The following is a 17425-nucleotide window of genomic DNA, read 5'->3' on the forward strand; positions in this document are numbered from 1 at the left end:
GCCAAATCGTCACCCCGGCGAAAGGCCGAGGTCCAGAAAGCGGCAATGTGATCCCTTTGTTATCCCTCGAAACCGGACTTTTAGCGAATGCTGACAGTCCGGAATCGCTTATCCCTGTTGTGTTTCGTGCACGCCCCTAACGATAGGGAGCGTCCGCTTCAAGATTGGCCGCAATGGCCCGTTCCCATTTGTCACCGTTTGCGAGCAATTTTGCCTTGTCATAGAGCAATTCTTCGCGCGTTTCGGTGGCGTATTCAAAATTTGGACCTTCGACCACGGCATCCACAGGGCACGCCTCTTGGCAGAAACCGCAGTAAATGCATTTGGTCATGTCGATATCGTAGCGCGTCGTGCGGCGGCTGCCGTCTTCGCGCGGTTCGGATTCGATCGTGATCGCTTGCGCGGGGCAGACAGCCTCGCACAATTTGCACGCAATGCAGCGTTCTTCGCCATTGGGATAGCGGCGCAAAGCGTGCTCGCCGCGAAAGCGCGGGGAGAGCGGTGATTTCTCAAACGGATAGTTGATCGTCACCTTGGGTTTGAAGAAATACTTCAAGGTCAGCGCGTGGGCCTTGACGAACTCGTAGAGGGTGAAACTCTTAGCGAGCTGGGTGATGGAGGTCATTGGCTAAGCACCTTTTCGCCAATTTTTTTAAATCTCGGACTGCACGCACCGGTCGCAAAGGCTGCTATACGCCCGTGGTCAGAGTCGGTTGGTGGAGTGTATCGACTGATTGTAGCCAGGCTAAGTTGGTCGCGTACGAACTGGAAGTTCGCAATATACTCCATTCCGTCGGGCCCAAGTGCGGAGAAGGAATATCGACGAATATTTGCTTTCGGCGAGTTCGCTATCTCGAACTTCTGCTTACCCAACAAAAACTCTGGAGCGAGACCTTCGACATTGACCTCTAAGCGGTCATAATGATCCCAACCCGCCGGAACTTCCGGGATTTGCCCGTTGAGTACAATTGTACCGCCCTCCGTATCGGAAAAGTTGCAGCTCCATACGACCGCAGGCATCGGCGCTGTCGAAGGAGGAGTAGGAACCACCTTCATCGGGACCGGTTCCTGAAATGAGAGTGAAGCCAACGAAAAAAGAAGCCAGCTCATGCCCAATGCCCCGTCGCCATCAAATACCCGCTAATCAGCGCCACAAAGATCAAGCTCATCGGAAGGAAGACCTTCCAGCCAAGCCGCATCAGCTGGTCATAGCGGTAACGCGGTACGGTTGCCCAGATCCAGCTGAAGACGAGGAAGAACCCAAAGGTCTTGAGCAGGAACCAGATAAAGCCTGGCACCACATAAAGCGGCGCCCAATCCACAGGCGGCAGCCATCCGCCTACGAACAGGATCGTGCACAACGAGCACATCAGCAGGATGTTCGCATATTCACCCAGCCAGAACAGCGCAAAGCTCATGCTTGAATATTCGGTCTGGTATCCGGCAACCAGCTCCGATTCCGCTTCGGTAAGGTCAAAGGGTGCGCGTGCGGTTTCTGCCAAGGCGCAGATGAAGAACACCACGAAGATTGGGAACAGCAGCGGGTTGAAAAAGAACCCGTTTACGATCCCCAGACCATGTCCCTTTTGCGCCATCACGATATCGGTCATGTTGAACGACTTGGTCCACAGCACCACGCATACGAGGATAAAGCCGATCGAGACCTCGTAGGAGATCATCTGCGCAGCGGCGCGCATGGCGGAGAAGAACGGATATTTGGAGTTTGACGCCCAACCGCTCATCACCACGCCGTATACCCCAAGCGAGGATATCGCGAGGATGTAGAGCAGGCCGAGATTGATGTCGGACAGCACCAACCCCTCGCCAAACGGGATGACCGCCCATGCAGCCAGCGCCACGGTAAAGGTGATGATCGGGGCGAGAAGGAAAATACCCTTGTTGGCCGCGCTCGGAATGATGGTTTCTTGCAAGAAGACCTTGAGGCCATCTGCGAAAGATTGGAGCAGACCAAACGGCCCCACCACATTGGGCCCGCGCCGCAGCATAACCGCGCCGAGAACCTTGCGGTCGACATAAATCACCATCGCAACCGCGAGCATCAGCGGTAGCGCGATCAGCAGGATGCCCGCGATGGTCGCGATGGTCCATGCGGCTTCGTAGGGAAGGCCGAGGGAAACGAAGAAATCTGTCATAATGCGAGCCCCAGCGCAGGCTGGGACCTCCATCGAATTTGCGGGAGACCCCAGCCTTCGCTGGGGATCACTTCAAAGGAATTCACTCCGCAGCCTCCTTCATCTCATCCCCGTGCAGCAATTCCGCAGAACATTGCTGCATCACCGCACTTGCACGCGCAATCGGGTTGGTGAGGTAGAAATCCGCAATCGGATAAGCGCTAATCTCGCCCTCTGCCTTCGCGGAAGCGTCAGCCTTGGGAAGCGCGCCGTAATCGGCCAGCCCTTCTTCACCCAAAGCAGGCACTTCGCCGATCATCGCGGCTTGCAATTCGCCAAAACTGTCAAAGCCGACATTCACACCCAGCACATCAGCAAGCGCGCGCAGAATCGTCCAATCTTCACGCGCATCGCCAGGTGCAAACACCGCTTTCTCAGCAAACTGCACGCGGCCTTCGGTGTTGACGTAGGTGCCGTCTTTCTCAGCATAGCTTGCCGCTGGCAGGATGACATCAGCCGCATGCGCGCCTTTATCGCCGTGGTGGCCGATATAGACCTTCAACGCATCCGCAAACGAAGAGTGGTCCATTTCATCCGCGCCAAGGCTGAGCAGCACTTTCGGCTTCGCGCCCGCCACCTCTGCCATGCCGCCCGGTACAGTGAAATCGAGCATCAGCGAACCCATGCGTGCCGCGCTCATATGGAGGACATTGAAGCCGTTCCAATCATCGCGAACCAGCTTGAACTTGTCGACCAGCTTGAGCGCGGCACCCAGCGCGCCCTTAGCCAAAGCCGCACCGCCAAGGATAACCGCTGGACGATCCGCCGCTTTCATCGCATCGCCCAAAGCCTTGGGCACGCGGTTGAGAACCTTCAGGTCTTCGCCAAGGAATGTCGTGGGGTATGTCGTCTCCCATTCAGGGCCCACAACAAACACTTTCGCTCCCGCTTTTACAGCCTTGCGAATACGCGCATTCACCAAGGCGGCTTCCCAGCGAATGTGCGAACCGACGATCAGAATGCAATCGGCGGTCTCAATCCCGGTAAAGGTCGAGTTGAAATTGACAGCCGCCATGTTGGAAACATCATAGGTCATGCCGGTCTGGCGCGCTTCAAGCAGGCTTGATCCGCTGGCTTTCAGCAATGCCTTCGCGGCGAACATAGTCTCGCAATCGACCATATCGCCAGCGACCGCTGCGATCGAGGATTTGTCCGAACCCAAAGCATCTTTGATAACGCCGAACGCTTCGTTCCAGTCCGCCGCCACAAGCTTGCCATCGCGGCGCACAAACACGTTATCCAGGCGGCGTTTGGTCAAGCCATCGACCTGATAGCGACCTTTATCCGAAAGCCATTCCTCGTTCACATCATCATTCACGCGGGGCAGCGCACGCATCACTTCGCGGCCTTTGGAATGCAGCGAGATATTGGCGCCCACCGCATCCGACACATCAATGCTCAGTGTACGCTTCAACTCCCAAGGGCGCGCCTCAAACGCATAAGGCCGCGAAGTGAGAGCGCCCACCGGACACAGATCAATCACATTGGCTGACAATTCGTGCGCTGCGGCCTGTTCCAGATAGGTCGTGATCTGCATGTCTTCGCCGCGATACAGCGCGCCGATTTCATCAACGCCTGCAATCTCTTCGGAGAAACGGACACAGCGCGTGCAGTGAATGCAGCGGGTCATCACTGTCTTGATCAGCGGACCCATGTATTTCTCAGTTACCGCGCGCTTATTTGCGGTGTAACGCGAGGCTCCCTTGCCATAGGTCATGGACTGGTCTTGCAAATCGCATTCGCCGCCCTGATCGCAAATCGGACAATCCAGTGGGTGATTGATCAGGAGAAACTCCATCACCCCTTCGCGCGCCTTTTTGACCATCGGCGTATCGGTGCGGATTTCCTGCCCGTCACCTGCGGGAAGCGCGCAAGACGCCTGAGGTTTGGGCGGCCCCGGCTTCACTTCGACAAGACACATGCGGCAATTGCCCGCAATCGAAAGGCGTTCATGATAGCAGAAACGCGGGATTTCCTTGCCCGCAAGCTCGCAAGCCTGAAGGACAGTCGCGCCCGCTGGCACTTCGATTTCTTCGCCGTCTACGGTGACTTTAGGCATCAGATGACCCCACCGAAATGGAGCGCGCAAACGGCAACAAATAAAACAGCGGCAAAGACCATTGCAAACTTGCGCGTCCTTGTATCGCTTTCAGAAGCATGAGATCCGTTGCCTGAAGTCCCGCCAAGAAAGCTGAGTAAAAGTTCAAAGATATTGCCCACCTCACTCCGCAGCCTCCGCAAACTGAGAGTTATGTTCTTCGATCCGCCGCTCCAGCTCTGGGCGGAAATGACGGATAAGGCCCTGGATCGGCCATGCGGCTGCATCGCCAAGCGCACAGATTGTGTGGCCCTCGACCTGTTTGGTAACCTCTTGCAGCATATCGATTTCTTCGATCGCCGCATCGCCTGTGCGCAGGCGTTCCATCATGCGCCACATCCAACCGGTGCCCTCACGGCATGGCGTACATTGGCCGCAGCTTTCGTGCTTGTAGAAATAGCTGAGACGCGAGATCGCACGCACGATGTCGGTGGATTTGTCCATCACGATTACCGCTGCCGTGCCAAGGCCGGAGCCAAGCTCTTTCAGCCCGTCGAAATCCATTGGTGCGCTACGAATTTGTTCAGCAGGCACAAGCGGCACCGAAGAACCGCCGGGAATAACCGCCAGCAGATTATCCCAACCGCCCGTGATGCCGCCGCAGTGTTTTTCGATCAGCTCTTCGAATGGGATCCCCATTTCCTCTTCGACGACGCACGGCTTTTCGACATGGCCGCTGATCTGGAATAGCTTCGTCCCGTGATTGCCCTCACGTCCAAAACTTGCAAACCATGAACCACCCCGCCGCAGGATCGTCGGCACGACAGCGATGCTTTCGACGTTGTTGACCGTAGTCGGGCAGCCATAAAGGCCTGCGCCTGCCGGGAATGGCGGTTTTAACCGCGGTTGGCCTTTTTTGCCCTCAAGACTTTCGATCATCGCGGTTTCTTCGCCGCAGATATACGCGCCTGCACCCCGGTGCATGAACACGTCGAAATCATAGCCAGTACCGCTGGCATTCTTACCGATCAGCCCGGCGGCGTTCGCTTCATCGATGGCTTTTTGCAGCGCTTCGGCCTCACGAATATATTCGCCGCGTATATAGATATAGGCCGCGCGCGCACGCATCGCAAAGCCAGCCACCAGCGCGCCTTCGATCAGCTTGTGCGGATCGTGACGCAGGATCTCGCGGTCCTTGCATGAGCCCGGTTCGGATTCGTCCGCATTGATAACCAGGAAGCTGGGCCGCCCATCAGCAGACGATTTCGGCATGAATGACCATTTAAGGCCGGTGGGAAAGCCCGCCCCGCCCCGCCCGCGCAATCCGCTGGCCTTGATCTCTTCGATGATCGCTTCTTGGCCGCGCTCAATCAGAGCCTTGGTGCCATCCCAATCGCCGCGCTTTTGCGCCGCTTTGAGGCCCGCGTCCTGAAAGCCATAAACATTGGTGAAGATGCGATCCTTATCAGCCAGCATCATTCGATCCCTTACTCTTTGCAATTCTAAGCTGGCGCAAAGTCAGCACCTGAAAAAGCAAACCCATGCCCATGAGAACAATACCTGTTGATCGTTCATCAGTGGCGGCGAGATACGCGCCAACACCGAAGCAGGCAAAGCCCGCGATCATCATGGCAAGAACGCCGCCATTCATCACCAGTCACTCCGGTAATCGTGATTGGCACCAACCATTTCTTTGAGCGTTGTCGGGCCGCCCGAAGGCTCCGAGGTGTGCCGACCGGGCTCCTGCGTTCCCGCCTTGGGCGTTTCGCCCTTGGCCAGCGCATCAAGCACTGCGTCGAGCCGCTCAGGCGTCAAATCTTCGAAATTGTCATCGTTGATCTGGACCATGGGAGCAGTGGCGCAATTGCCCATGCATTCCACCTCGGTCAGCGTCCAAAGGCCGTCTTCGGAGACTTTGCCCTTCTCCATCCCGCGTTTTTTGCACGCGCTAATGATTTCATCAGAACCACGAAGCATACACGGCGTAGTGCCGCACACCTGCACGTGGTATTTCCCGACAGGCTTCATGTTGTACATGAAATAGAACGTCGCAACTTCGAGCACGCGGATGGCCGGCATTTCGAGATAGTCGGCGATGTATTCGATGACCGGCATGGGCAGCCAACCCTGCGTATCGGTTTCCTCGCCAACCTGACGCTGCGCCAGATCAAGCAGCGCCATTACCGCCGATTTTTGACGACCATTGGGATATTTGGCGATCTCACGATCGGCCTTTTTCTTGTTCTCAGGCGTCCACGCGAAAGAGCCCCAACGCGCGCGGAGTTCGGGGGTATCTGGTGCAGGTGTACGGTCAGCCATGCGCTCTAGCTTTCTCGCGTTTTGCAGAAATTGCCCCAAACGCCATCAGCGCGAAAAATACGCAGCTTAAGACCAACTTGATGGGGCCGTAGGTGATGTCAAATAGCGAATACTCCACGACGATGATCGCGAGCAGAAAACCGGTGACGCCAGCCCAAAGAACTCGGAGAAGGTCAATCACCGATCACACTCCCCAAACACCACATCAATCGCGCCCAGAATGGCGGTCGCATCAGGCAGCATGTGGCCTTTGCTCATGAATTCCATCGCTTGCAGGTGCGAGAACGCGGTCGGGCGGATTTTGCAGCGATAGGGTTTGTTCGTCCCATCGCTCACGAGATAGACGCCAAATTCGCCCTTGGGGCTTTCGGTGGCGACGTAAACTTCGCCTTCGGGCACGTGAAAGCCTTCGGTGTAGAGTTTGAAGTGGTGGATCAGGCTTTCCATCGACTGCTTCATTTCGCCGCGTTTGGGCGGGGAGACTTTGCCGTCGGTGCTGGCGACAGGGCCGGTTGGCATGTCGCGCAGGCATTGCTTGATGATCTTGGCGCTTTCGTAAACTTCGTTCACGCGCACCATAAAGCGGTCATAGCAATCGGAATTGGTGCCGACAGGAATGTCGAACTCCATCCGGTCATACACATCATAAGGCTGCGATTTGCGCAGATCCCATGGGATGCCAGCAGCGCGGATCATCGGGCCTGAAAAACCCCACGCAATCGCATCATCACGGCCCACAACCGCGATATCGACATTGCGCTGTTTGAAAATGCGGTTGTCAGTCACTAGGCTCATCGCATCGCCGAAAATCTCCGGCAGGCGTGTGTCGATCCAATTGCCGATATCGACCAGCAGCTTTTCCGGCACATCTTGGTGCACACCGCCGGGGCGGTACCAGGCAGAGTGCATCCGCGCACCCGAAGCGCGCTCAAAGAAGTTGAGACAATCCTCGCGGATTTCGAACACCCACAGGTTAGGCGTCATCGCGCCCACATCCATCACATGCGCGCCGATATTGAGCATGTGATTGCAGATGCGGGTGAGCTCAGCAAAGAGCACCCGCAGATATTGCGCACGCTCTGGCACTTCGATGTTGAGCAGTTTCTCAATCGCGAGCACATACGAATATTCCTGCGCCAGCGGCGAGCAGTAATCGAGCCGGTCAAAATATGGCAAAGCCTGAAGATAGGTCTTTGTTTCGATGAGCTTTTCAGTGCCGCGATGGAGCAGGCCGACATGCGGATCGACGCGCTCGATCACTTCGCCATCCAGCTCCATCACCATGCGCAAAACGCCGTGCGCGGCCGGATGCTGAGGGCCGAAATTGATCGTGTAGTTCTGGATGACATCGCCTTCTGTGGTGAGCGATTCTTCGACTTGCATGCCCATTATTCGCCCTCCTCGATATCAAATTCGACGCCGTCTTTAGGCGGCTCTTCGCTTTCAGCTTCAGGAGCGTCCGGTTCAGGCGCGGGCGTTTTGGCCTTTTCATCACCGGGCAGCACGTAATCCGAACCCTCCCACGGCGAGAGGAAATCAAACGTGCGCATATCCTGCGCCAGCTCAACCGGCTCATAGAGGACCCGCTTTTCGTCTTCGGAATAACGCAGCTCGGTATAGCCCGTCATCGGGAAATCCTTGCGGAAGGGATGCCCTTCGAACCCGTAATCGGTGAGAATGCGGCGCAAGTCGGGATTGCCATCAAAAACGACACCGTACATGTCAAACACTTCGCGTTCCAACCAACCAGCATTGGGCCAGAGATGCGTGATCGTGGGGACAGGCGTGTTCTCGTTGGTGGAACATTTCACCATGACCCGGTGGTTCTTGGTGAGCGAGAGCAGCATATAGACGACTTCAAAACGCTCAGCGCGATCCGGATAGTCCGCGCCCGCAATCTCAACCATTTGCTGATATTGATGATCGTCGCGCAAAATTTTCAGGACATTGGCAATCTGGTCGCGTTTTGCCGTGAGGATGATCTCACCATGCTCTTCACGCGAGGCGTCAAGCCAAACGCTCAGGCTCTCGCAAAGCGTATCCAGCACGCCTTCATTAGACGCGAATTTGGGGGCGGAGTGAACGGCGGCCATATCTAACGCTCAATCGTCCCAGTGCGGCGGATTTTGCGCTGCAATTGCATCACGCCGTAAAGCAGCGCCTCGGCAGTCGGAGGGCAACCTGGCACATAGATATCGACCGGTACAATCCGGTCACATCCGCGCACCACGCTATAGGAATAGTGGTAGTATCCACCGCCATTGGCGCAGCTACCCATCGAAATGACATACTTCGGATCAGACATCTGATCGTACACCTTGCGCAATGCAGGCGCCATTTTGTTGCAGAGCGTGCCAGCGACGATCATCACGTCAGACTGGCGCGGAGATGCGCGCGGGGTCACACCAAACCGCTCCATATCATAGCGCGGCATGTTTACGTGGATCATTTCCACCGCGCAGCAGGCAAGGCCAAATGTCATCCACCACAGCGAGCCGGTGCGCGCCCAGTTGAACAAGTCTTCGGTCGAGGTGACGAGGAAACCCTTGTCATTCACCTCTGTTTGGAGCGCGTTGAAATAATCCGCATCCGGCGTTTTGACATCGCCGGGCTGAGCGGTTGGCAAACCAGCTTGCGAACCTGTGGGCGCAATGGGAAGCGCATTGGGAGGCGTGATAATGTTGCTCATTCCCAGTCCAGAGCTCCCTTCTTCCACTCATAGGCAAGGCCGATGGCCAGAATTCCCAAAAATGTCATCATCCCGGCCCAGCCAATCCAGCCCGTCTCACCCAGGCTTACCGCCCATGGGAACAGGAACGCTGCCTCAAGATCGAAAATAATAAAGCTGATCGCGACGAGGTAAAAGCGCACGTCGAACTGGCTGCGGGCATCTTCAAACGCGGGGAAACCGCATTCATATTCCGACAGTTTTTCCGCGTCGGGATTGTGCGCTCCGGTCAAGCGCGAAACGCCCATCGGCAGAAACACAAACAGGCACGATATCGCAAGAGCGATAACGATGAAGATCAGTATCGGCAGATACTGGCTTAAATCTAACACGGCATTGTCCAAGCTGATTTGTCCCAAGAGCGCCCTAAGCCCGTCTTTTCAAATGCGCAAGCACGGGAACGCACGGAATTACCAGCAAAAGCGGGCATATCTGTTGCGTAAAAGCGAACAGGCGGCCCAATAGCGCCCCTGCCCGCATTTTCCAATGCTATTTCATCATTTGCGCGACGGCTTTCTCTGTGCCCTTGCCATAAGGCGGCTTGAAGCCGCCCAGCCCCGCAATATCGATCTTGGGTTGATGATAAACTGCGCGCGCATGGCTGAATTCACGGAAGCCCTCAATCGCGTGGTAACTGCCCATACCCGATGGGCCAACACCGCCAAAGGGCAGGTCTTCCATTGAGACATGGAAGATCACATCATTGGTGGTGACCCCGCCCGAAATGGTGCGGGACAGAACGCGTTCTTGCTCTGACTTGTCCTCGCCAAAGTAATAGAGGCCCAGCGGGCGATCATGCTCGTTCACATAATCAACCGCTTGATCGATCGAATTGTATGTCATCACCGGCAGGATCGGCCCGAAAATCTCTTCCTGCATCACGTTCATTTCATCGGTGACGTTTTTGAGAATATTGAGCGGCATCTTACGGCTGTTGGTGCTGCCGAAAATCTCGTGCCCCGGATTGACTTCGATCACTTCAGCGCCCTTGTCGCGCGCATCTTCGACCAGACCTTGCAAACGCTCAAAATGCCGGTCTGACACGATCGAAGCGTAATCATCATTTTCGAGCAGGGTAGGATACATCGATGCGGTCGCGTTGGTCACCCCTGCGACCGCTGCGTCCTGTTTGTCCTCGGGCACATACATATAATCAGGCGCGAGGCAGATTTGCCCGGCATTCATCATCTTGCCCAAAGCGATCCGTTCGCCCGCTTTTTCAAAATTGGCGCTGCGGCCCATGATAACGGGAGATTTTCCGCCCAGTTCGAGCGTAACTGGAACAAGGTTTTTGGCAGCCGCCTGCATAACAAGTCGGCCAGTGGGGGTTGAGCCGGTGAAAACCAAATGATCAAACGGCATTTCGGAAAAAGCAGCCGCCACTTCCGGACCGCCTGTCATAACAGCCACTTCGTCCTCTGCGAAAAACTCCGCCGTCAGCTCCGCCATCAAAGCCGACGTGCTTTCTGTAAATTCGCTAGGCTTGATCATGGCGCGATTGCCAGCGGCCAATACCTGCATAAGTGGGCCGAAAGCCAGTTGCAGCGGGAAATTCCATGGCGACAAAATGCCAATCACGCCTTTAGGTTCATAGCGAACCTCGGCTTTCGCACCGAGCAGCCCGAGCGGAAATTGCACCGGACGTTTTTCGGGCTTGGACCATTTGTCGATGTGTTTGAGCGCATGCTTACCCGCTCCCACCGTCGCAGCGACATCGGTGAGCATGCTTTGGTGCACCGAACGGCTACCGAAATCATCAGCCATAGCCTTAGCAAACGCCTCGCCGTTCTCCTTGACCAAAGCCATCGCACGCTTGATCCGGTCTTTGCGTATGTTGATCCCTTCCGGGCGCGACGCTGTGAAAGCTGCGCGCTGGCGGTCCAACAGAGCATCAAGTTCTGCTTTGCGATTATCGGCCAATTGGTCTCTCCCCGAAGCTGGTAAGTTGTTATTTGCCATGCTTCTTGCGCAAATGCAGCGATTGAGCAAGCGGATCGTCATCGTTTGCCAACGCGCTCGCACAATCCTACATGACGCACTGCACCATTTAATCACACAAGGATTCTTCCTGCTATGGCTCATTTTTCTGCCCAAGATCCCATTGTCATCCTGTCTTATGCACGCACTCCAATGGGCGGCATGCAAGGCGCTTTGGCGGATGTGGCCGCAACCGATCTGGGCGCGGCGGCGTTAAAGGCGGCAGTGGAGCGCGCAGGCGTAGCGGGCGAAGAGGTGGACCGTGCGTATATGGGATGCGTGTTGCCCGCAGGCTTGGGCCAGGCCCCTGCCCGCCAGGCGGCAGTGAAAGCGGGCCTGCCTTTATCGGTTGAAGCGACCACGGTGAACAAAGTCTGCGGCAGCGGCATGCAAACGGTGATTATGGGATCAGAAGCGCTTGCCTCTGGCACTATCGACATGGTGGTTGCAGGCGGCATGGAAAGCATGACCAATGCGCCATATCTGCTCAAAAAGCACCGTTCGGGCGCGCGTTTGGGCCATGATACGACGTATGATCATATGTTCCTTGATGGGCTGGAAGATGCCTATGAGGAAGGCCGCGCGATGGGGACATTTGCGCAGGCGACCGCGGACGAATACCAGATGACGCGCGAAGACATGGACCAGTATTCGATCAGCTCGCTCGAACGCGCCAATGCAGCCATTTCCAGCGGGGCATTTGATGACGAGGTCGTCCCCGTGACATTCAAAACGCGCAAAGGCGATGTCACGGTTGAAACCGATGAGCAGCCGGGCAAAGGCCGTCCTGACAAAATCCCTCAGCTGCGCCCTGCATTTGCCAAAGACGGCACGATCACAGCGGCAACCTCCAGCTCGATTTCGGATGGCGCGGCAGCTTTGGTTTTGACGCGCGAAAGCGTCGCCAAGGAAAAAGGCCTGACCCCTGTCGCGCGTCTTGTCGCCAGCGCAGCCCATGCGCATGAGCCTGCCAAATTCACCACCGCGCCCATCCCCGCAATCCAGAAAGTGCTCGATAAAGCGGGCTGGTCAGTCGATGATGTGGACTTGTTCGAAGTGAACGAAGCGTTTGCCTGCGTTGCTATGTTTGCGATGCGCGATTTGGGCATTGCGCATGACAAGATTAACGTAAATGGCGGCGGCACCGCGCTGGGCCACCCAATCGGCGCTTCGGGATCGCGGATCATCGTGACCTTGCTCGGCGCGCTGAAAGCTCAAGGCAAAACCAAAGGCGTTGCCAGTCTGTGCATTGGCGGCGGGGAAGCGACCGCGATCGCTGTTGAAATGATCTGATGTTATGCGGCAGCGCTGAGGTAATCTTGGCGCTGCCGCTTTATTCGCTCGGCAATTGGGGTGCGCGTGTGCCCCATAACCTGTCACGCGCCACCCATCCGGTGCGGCCTTCTATATCAATTTCGCACCAATCGGTTTGGCATGTGCCAAGCTTACCCACCACGCCCGGCTGAGCGCGCCAGCGGATTTGCGCCGTTGCATCAGGTTTTGCGCGCAATTCGGTCGCGCCCTCCCCCATGATGAGCGCGCCGCGCACGCCGCTCAATTGGCTGTCCGCAATCCAGCCCTGTGTCCCTTCGTAATCGACAACCAGGCTCCACGCTTCGCGTTTGCGGATGACGATCACTGGCAATCCTTTGCGTTTATAGACCCAGTCAATCGGGTAATCCTGACTAGGCCCAACGCGCATGCGCACCTCTTCATAGCGCAAGCTGCGCCATTCGGTCGTGTCGGCATCCTGTGCAACAGCAGCAGGACCGCCCATCACGCCAATCAAAACCAAAGCGAACAAAGAAAATAGCCGAGTGATCATAACATCCAGCAATAGCGCCGATGGCCCGCTTTCATCAAGACAGTTGGGAAAGGTTTCGCATCAAGGACCTGCATCCCTTGACCGGGCCGCCCTACTCGCTTTAGCCCTTGTGCCATGGCCAACCAAACCGCATCGCCCCAATTTTCAGCCGGACGTCCCAAAGTCGCTGTCACTCGCCAGCTCATGCCAAGCGTCGAGGCGCGCATGGCGGAACTGTTCGAAGCGCGGCTTAACAGCGAAGATATCCCGATGAGCCGCGATGCGCTGATCGCTGCGATGCAGGATTGCGATGTCCTGGTGCCCACAGTCACAGACCGGATCGATGCAGACATGATCGCGCAGGCAGGCAAGGATCTGCGCCTGATCGCCAGTTTTGGCGCGGGCACTGAACATATCGACCTTGCCGCAGCAGCCGCTCGCAAAATCCCTGTCACCAACACGCCAGGCGTTTTCACCGATGACACCGCCGATATTGCAATGGCGGCGATTATCGGTGTGCCGCGCCGCATTCGCGAAGGCACTGGCCTGGTGCGCCGGGGGGAATGGACAGGCTGGGCACCATCGGGCCTGCTGGGCCGAAAGCTCGGCGGCAAAGTGCTCGGCATTGTCGGCATGGGGCGCATCGGTCAGGCGGTTGCACACCGCGCGCGCGCTTTCGGGCTTGAGGTCGCCTACACCAATCGCAAACCGCTGCCTGATGCGGTGGAAAGCATGCTGGGCGTGCGCTTTGTCCCCAATGTCGATGATCTGATGGCTCAGGCAGATATATTATCACTGCATTGCCCGCTGACAGACGAAACAGCCGGAATGGTCGATGCGCGCCGGATCGCCTTGATGAAACCGGGCAGCAGCATCGTTAACACCGCGCGCGGGGAATTGATCGACAATGACGCTTTGGTAAGCGCGCTGGAAAGCGGGCATCTGATCGGCGCTGGACTTGATGTCTATCCAGATGAACCCAATGTCGATCCGCGCCTGATCGCCCATCCCAATGTGATGACCCTGCCCCATATCGGCAGCGCCACTGCGGAAGGGCGCGAGGCATCGGGCGAAAAGGTGATCGCCAATATCCGCTTTTGGGCCGATGGGCATCGCCCGCCTGACCAAGTGCTCACCGCGTTGATCGGCTGATCGGTATGGCGGGGGCGCAATCGGCGGCGGCACAAGAATCAGGACGGCAGGCTGCTGTAATTATCAGCGGTGCGGATGGCGCATTCGTCCTGGGCGCCAGCGTAATGGCCATCGGTCTTGGAGCGTTGGGCGCAGGCGCACTCGCAGCGGGCCATTTGGGCGCGCCGCAGCGCAGCGCAGCCATCTTGCAAAGCGCCTGCATCACCGCAGCGGCGGCGCTTGTTTGGCTTGTTGCAGGCTATGGCCTCGGATTTGGCGCGGTGACGAATGGCTGGTTTGGCCAGATAGCGCTCGGCATGGGGTTTGATGCAGGCGGTGTGCGCTCCGGCACAGCTTTGCCAGAAAGCGGTTTTGCGCTGTTTCGCATGGCCTTTGCGATATTAGCAGCCACCTTACTGGTCGGCGCATGGGCTGGCCGCGCGCGGCTGTCATGGGCGATTGTTTTTGCAGGCCTTTGGACTCTGATCGTGTTCGCACCCATCGCGCACTGGCTGTGGGGCGGCGGCTGGTTGCGGTCGCAGATTGGCGCGATTGATTATGCGGGCGGTCTGGTTGTCCACACCGCAACTGGCATTTCCGCTCTGGTGATCGCGGTTCTGATAGGGCCGCGCAAAGGGTTTGAGAAAAGCGCCGTGTCCGATGTCTCTCCCACTACCATCATGCTTGGCATGGGCCTTTTGTGGACCGCATCCCTGGCGCTCAATGGAGCCTCTGCGCTCAGCGCCAATCACAATGCCGCAGCGGCCATGATATCTGTTTTGAGCGCCGGGAGCGCAGCCGGGCTGACCTGGCTTGCGCTCGAAAATGCCGGCAGCGGCGAACCATCAGCGCAAGGCTTTGCCAAAGGCGCCCTGGCCGGACTGGCCGCGATTGCTGCGGCATCTGTTTATGTGTCCCCGATGGCGGCGCTTATCATTGGTATCCTTGCGGGGATTGGGTGCTTTGCCGTCAATCGCTGGGTCACGGTTAGTCTGGGTGTTGACGATGCGGCGGGGGTTTTTGCCGTGCATGGTGTCGGAGGCATTTTGGGCGCGCTGCTGCTGGCGGTGTTCCTGTCATCGGGCCTTGGCGGCACGGGCTATTTCGGCACGTCCACAATGCTGAGCCAATTGACCGCGCAAGCCATTGCAGTCGGCGCTGTCGCTGTGTGGAGCGCGGTTGGAACTGCGCTTACCGCTTTGGCGGTGTCGCTGATCTTTCCGATGCGAGCCAGCGAGACCTAATCACACGCCGCATGCTCGCCCAGCAATTGCACCACATGATCAATGGAGGGGCGGCTGGCGGAAAACTGGAAATGCCGCTCTTTCACTTCGATCCGCAGATCGCTTTCGCCCTCGCGCCCGCATGAACATTCTGGCGCGACAATTCCATCGCGCGGCGACCATATGGCGAGCGTTTTTACTGGCGGTTTGGCGCTGGGATCATCAGGCAGCGGCGGCGCATCGACTTTGTGGTCATTGATCGCTTCATACAAACGCCAGGCATTGTTTGCGCGCCGATTACCCGAAAACGGCGTGCCAAGCGTCATCACTAGTTCCACCTTTTCAGGATGGCGCTGCGCCAGCACCCGGGCGAACAATCCGCCAAGGCTGATCCCAATAACGCAGACCTTTTGCCCGTGCCGGGCATGCACCGCATCAAGCCGTGCTTCAGCTTTGGCAAAGAATTCAGGCGTCACCCCGGTCACCACCCCCATTTTTGATGCATAGGCCGGATAGCCATGCGCGCTAAGCGTGCGGCGCATCAAAGATGTGGCATAATCGCTCGAAAGGATGCCGGGAAAGACCAGCACAGGGGGAAGCTTTTCCTTTTGCGGCTTCGCTGCAATTGGCGGGCGAACAGGGCGCACGGGGCTGGACCAGATCAGCGCCAGATTGGGAATTTCGCGCAGCCAACTGGATAAAGGCGGCGGTTTGGCCTCGCTCATATCCGCCCCCTTCAAGCAAGGCGAAGCGCGAACAATTGGTTAAACTCGCCCGACGTGTAGCCCCCAAAATCATCGCAGGGTTCAAATCCATATTTGCGGTAAAGGCCAAGCGCGGCTTCGAACACTGGCCCCGATCCTGTTTCCAATTTGATTTCGGCAAAGCCTTGCGTGCGCGCAGCCTCAATCAAATGCTCCAGCATCCGCTTGCCCGCCCCGGTGCCGCGCGCGCTGGGATGGGCGCGCATGGATTTGATCTCGGCAAAATCGGCGTGTCGTTTGATCGCTCCGATTGCACGCAAACTGTCACCATCGCGCGCTGCAAACACGGTGACATCATCCGCTTTCAACCCGCTCAAATCGAGCACGTGACACGTGCCGGGAGGTGAAGAGCCGACCATTTCGCCGTGATGCAATTCAAGCAGAGCGATCACATCGGGTTCGCTAAGATCGGTGCGGGCGATTTGCATTCTGCGCGCTGCCTTTACAGATTGTCGTGCTGCGGCATCCCCAGAACATGGAAACCGCCATCGACACGGATAATCTCACCCGTCGTACACGCACCTGCATCGCTGCACAGATAAACGGCCGTGCCGCCCACCGCTTCAAGCGTGGCATTGGCGCGCAAGGGAGCGTTGGCTTCGGTGTGTTTCCACGTCTTGCGCGCGCCGCCGATCGCTGATCCGGCAAGCGTTTTCATCGGGCCGGGACTAATCGCGTTGACCCGGATACCTTCTGGCCCCAGATCATTGGCAAGATACCGCACGCCCGCTTCCAAAGCCGCCTTGGCAACGCCCATCACATTGTAATTGGGCGTGACGCGGTTCGATCCCATATAGCTCAGCGTGATCAAAGTGCCGCCGTTTTCCACCATCAAAGGATGCGCGCGGCGCGATACTTCGATGAAGCTGTAGGCCGAGATATCCATGGAGTTTTTGAAATTGGCCCGCGATGTATCAAGGATGCGGCCTGTCAGCTCCGATTTGTCGGAAAAAGCGATGGCATGAATAAGAAAATCGAGGCTGCCCCACCGTTTGGTAAGCGCGTCAAATGCCCCGTCGAGCGATGCGTCATCGGTTACATCCACATCGAGCATAAAGTCAGAACCCACGCTTTGCGCAAGCGGCTCCAGTCTTTTGCCAAAAGCATCGCCCTGATAGGTAAAAGCAAGCTCAGCCCCGGCCTCAGCGCAGGCTTTGGCGATGCCCCATGCGATTGAACGCTCGTTTGCAACGCCCATCACCAGGCCACGTTTTCCTGCAAGCATGCCCATTTTCATCTCACCTTATTC

The 17425-nt window shown here is 57.2% G+C and carries 20 protein-coding genes; 3 read left to right on the forward strand and 17 right to left on the reverse strand.

The window, feature by feature from the left end:
* Nucleotides 1–136: 136 nt before the first annotated feature.
* The 13 genes from nuoI to AC0V6L_RS14035 all read right to left on the reverse strand — a co-directional run bounded on the left by nuoI (nt 137) and on the right by AC0V6L_RS14035 (nt 11197).
* On the reverse strand, nt 137–625 hold the full coding sequence (gene nuoI / locus AC0V6L_RS13975; protein ID WP_486146317.1) for an NADH-quinone oxidoreductase subunit NuoI: 489 nt from the start codon (nt 623–625) through the stop codon (nt 137–139).
* Nucleotides 622–1110, reverse strand: a complete 489-nt coding sequence (locus tag AC0V6L_RS13980; RefSeq protein WP_486154791.1) for a hypothetical protein — start codon at nt 1108–1110, stop codon at nt 622–624. The genes nuoI and AC0V6L_RS13980 overlap by 4 nt, the downstream gene beginning before the upstream one ends.
* Nucleotides 1107–2153, reverse strand: coding sequence for an NADH-quinone oxidoreductase subunit NuoH (gene nuoH, locus AC0V6L_RS13985; RefSeq protein WP_486154792.1), 1047 nt, complete (start codon nt 2151–2153; stop codon nt 1107–1109). The genes AC0V6L_RS13980 and nuoH overlap by 4 nt, the downstream gene beginning before the upstream one ends.
* An 82-nt stretch (nt 2154–2235) precedes the next feature.
* A complete protein-coding gene (gene nuoG, locus AC0V6L_RS13990; protein WP_486154793.1) occupies nt 2236–4251 on the reverse strand; it encodes an NADH-quinone oxidoreductase subunit NuoG in 2016 nt (671 codons plus the stop codon).
* Nucleotides 4252–4413: 162 nt separating this feature from the next.
* On the reverse strand, nt 4414–5709 hold the full coding sequence (gene nuoF, locus AC0V6L_RS13995; RefSeq protein WP_486154794.1) for an NADH-quinone oxidoreductase subunit NuoF: 1296 nt from the start codon (nt 5707–5709) through the stop codon (nt 4414–4416).
* Nucleotides 5696–5881, reverse strand: coding sequence for a hypothetical protein (locus AC0V6L_RS14000; protein WP_486146327.1), 186 nt, complete (start codon nt 5879–5881; stop codon nt 5696–5698). The genes nuoF and AC0V6L_RS14000 overlap by 14 nt, the downstream gene beginning before the upstream one ends.
* A complete protein-coding gene (locus AC0V6L_RS14005) occupies nt 5881–6549 on the reverse strand; it encodes a complex I 24 kDa subunit family protein (protein WP_486154795.1) in 669 nt (222 codons plus the stop codon). Before AC0V6L_RS14005 ends, AC0V6L_RS14000 begins: the two co-directional genes overlap by 1 nt.
* The gene (locus AC0V6L_RS14010; protein ID WP_486154796.1) at nt 6542–6730 is read right to left on the reverse strand and encodes a hypothetical protein; all 189 of its coding nucleotides are present in this window, start codon (nt 6728–6730) and stop codon (nt 6542–6544) included. Before AC0V6L_RS14010 ends, AC0V6L_RS14005 begins: the two co-directional genes overlap by 8 nt.
* Nucleotides 6727–7938 (reverse strand): NADH-quinone oxidoreductase subunit D, encoded by a 1212-nt coding sequence (locus AC0V6L_RS14015; RefSeq protein ID WP_486146333.1) that lies wholly within the window; start codon nt 7936–7938, stop codon nt 6727–6729. The genes AC0V6L_RS14010 and AC0V6L_RS14015 overlap by 4 nt, the downstream gene beginning before the upstream one ends.
* Nucleotides 7938–8642: an NADH-quinone oxidoreductase subunit C gene (locus tag AC0V6L_RS14020; RefSeq protein WP_486154797.1), complete on the reverse strand. Its 705-nt coding sequence runs from the start codon at nt 8640–8642 to the stop codon at nt 7938–7940. Before AC0V6L_RS14020 ends, AC0V6L_RS14015 begins: the two co-directional genes overlap by 1 nt.
* A gap of 2 nt (nt 8643–8644) precedes the next feature.
* Complete coding sequence (locus AC0V6L_RS14025) at nt 8645–9238, reverse strand: NuoB/complex I 20 kDa subunit family protein (protein ID WP_486146337.1); 594 nt, start codon at nt 9236–9238, stop codon at nt 8645–8647.
* Nucleotides 9235–9609, reverse strand: coding sequence for an NADH-quinone oxidoreductase subunit A (locus AC0V6L_RS14030; RefSeq protein WP_486146339.1), 375 nt, complete (start codon nt 9607–9609; stop codon nt 9235–9237). The genes AC0V6L_RS14025 and AC0V6L_RS14030 overlap by 4 nt, the downstream gene beginning before the upstream one ends.
* Nucleotides 9610–9766: 157 nt before the next feature.
* On the reverse strand, nt 9767–11197 hold the full coding sequence (locus AC0V6L_RS14035) for a coniferyl aldehyde dehydrogenase (protein ID WP_486154798.1): 1431 nt from the start codon (nt 11195–11197) through the stop codon (nt 9767–9769).
* A gap of 153 nt (nt 11198–11350) precedes the next feature.
* On the opposite strand from AC0V6L_RS14035, the gene AC0V6L_RS14040 reads away from it, so the two are divergent.
* Nucleotides 11351–12547, forward strand: coding sequence for a thiolase family protein (locus AC0V6L_RS14040; RefSeq protein WP_486154799.1), 1197 nt, complete (start codon nt 11351–11353; stop codon nt 12545–12547).
* 40 nt (nt 12548–12587) lie between these two features.
* Here the strand turns inward: AC0V6L_RS14040 and AC0V6L_RS14045 are convergent, their stop codons facing one another.
* The gene (locus tag AC0V6L_RS14045) at nt 12588–13079 is read right to left on the reverse strand and encodes an SH3 domain-containing protein (RefSeq protein WP_486154800.1); all 492 of its coding nucleotides are present in this window, start codon (nt 13077–13079) and stop codon (nt 12588–12590) included.
* 114 nt (nt 13080–13193) lie between these two features.
* Here AC0V6L_RS14045 and AC0V6L_RS14050 point away from each other — a divergent pair, with 114 nt between their 5' ends.
* Nucleotides 13194–14210, forward strand: coding sequence for a 2-hydroxyacid dehydrogenase (locus AC0V6L_RS14050; protein ID WP_486154801.1), 1017 nt, complete (start codon nt 13194–13196; stop codon nt 14208–14210).
* Between the two features lie 104 nt (nt 14211–14314).
* Nucleotides 14315–15433, forward strand: coding sequence for an ammonium transporter (locus AC0V6L_RS14055; protein ID WP_486154802.1), 1119 nt, complete (start codon nt 14315–14317; stop codon nt 15431–15433).
* Here AC0V6L_RS14055 and AC0V6L_RS14060 read toward each other — a convergent pair.
* Genes AC0V6L_RS14060 through AC0V6L_RS14070 form a run of 3 tightly spaced genes read right to left on the reverse strand, consistent with a single transcriptional unit; the run spans nt 15430 to nt 17407 of the window.
* Nucleotides 15430–16137, reverse strand: a complete 708-nt coding sequence (locus tag AC0V6L_RS14060) for an alpha/beta hydrolase family protein (protein WP_486154803.1) — start codon at nt 16135–16137, stop codon at nt 15430–15432. The two genes, AC0V6L_RS14055 and AC0V6L_RS14060, sit on opposite strands and share 4 nt — an antisense overlap.
* Before the next feature lie 11 nt (nt 16138–16148).
* Nucleotides 16149–16604: a GNAT family N-acetyltransferase gene (locus tag AC0V6L_RS14065; protein WP_486154804.1), complete on the reverse strand. Its 456-nt coding sequence runs from the start codon at nt 16602–16604 to the stop codon at nt 16149–16151.
* 14 nt (nt 16605–16618) lie between these two features.
* Nucleotides 16619–17407: an enoyl-ACP reductase FabI gene (locus AC0V6L_RS14070; RefSeq protein WP_486154805.1), complete on the reverse strand. Its 789-nt coding sequence runs from the start codon at nt 17405–17407 to the stop codon at nt 16619–16621.
* Nucleotides 17408–17425 lie beyond the last annotated feature (18 nt).

This window comes from Erythrobacter sp. JB1-15 (assembly GCF_057365035.1).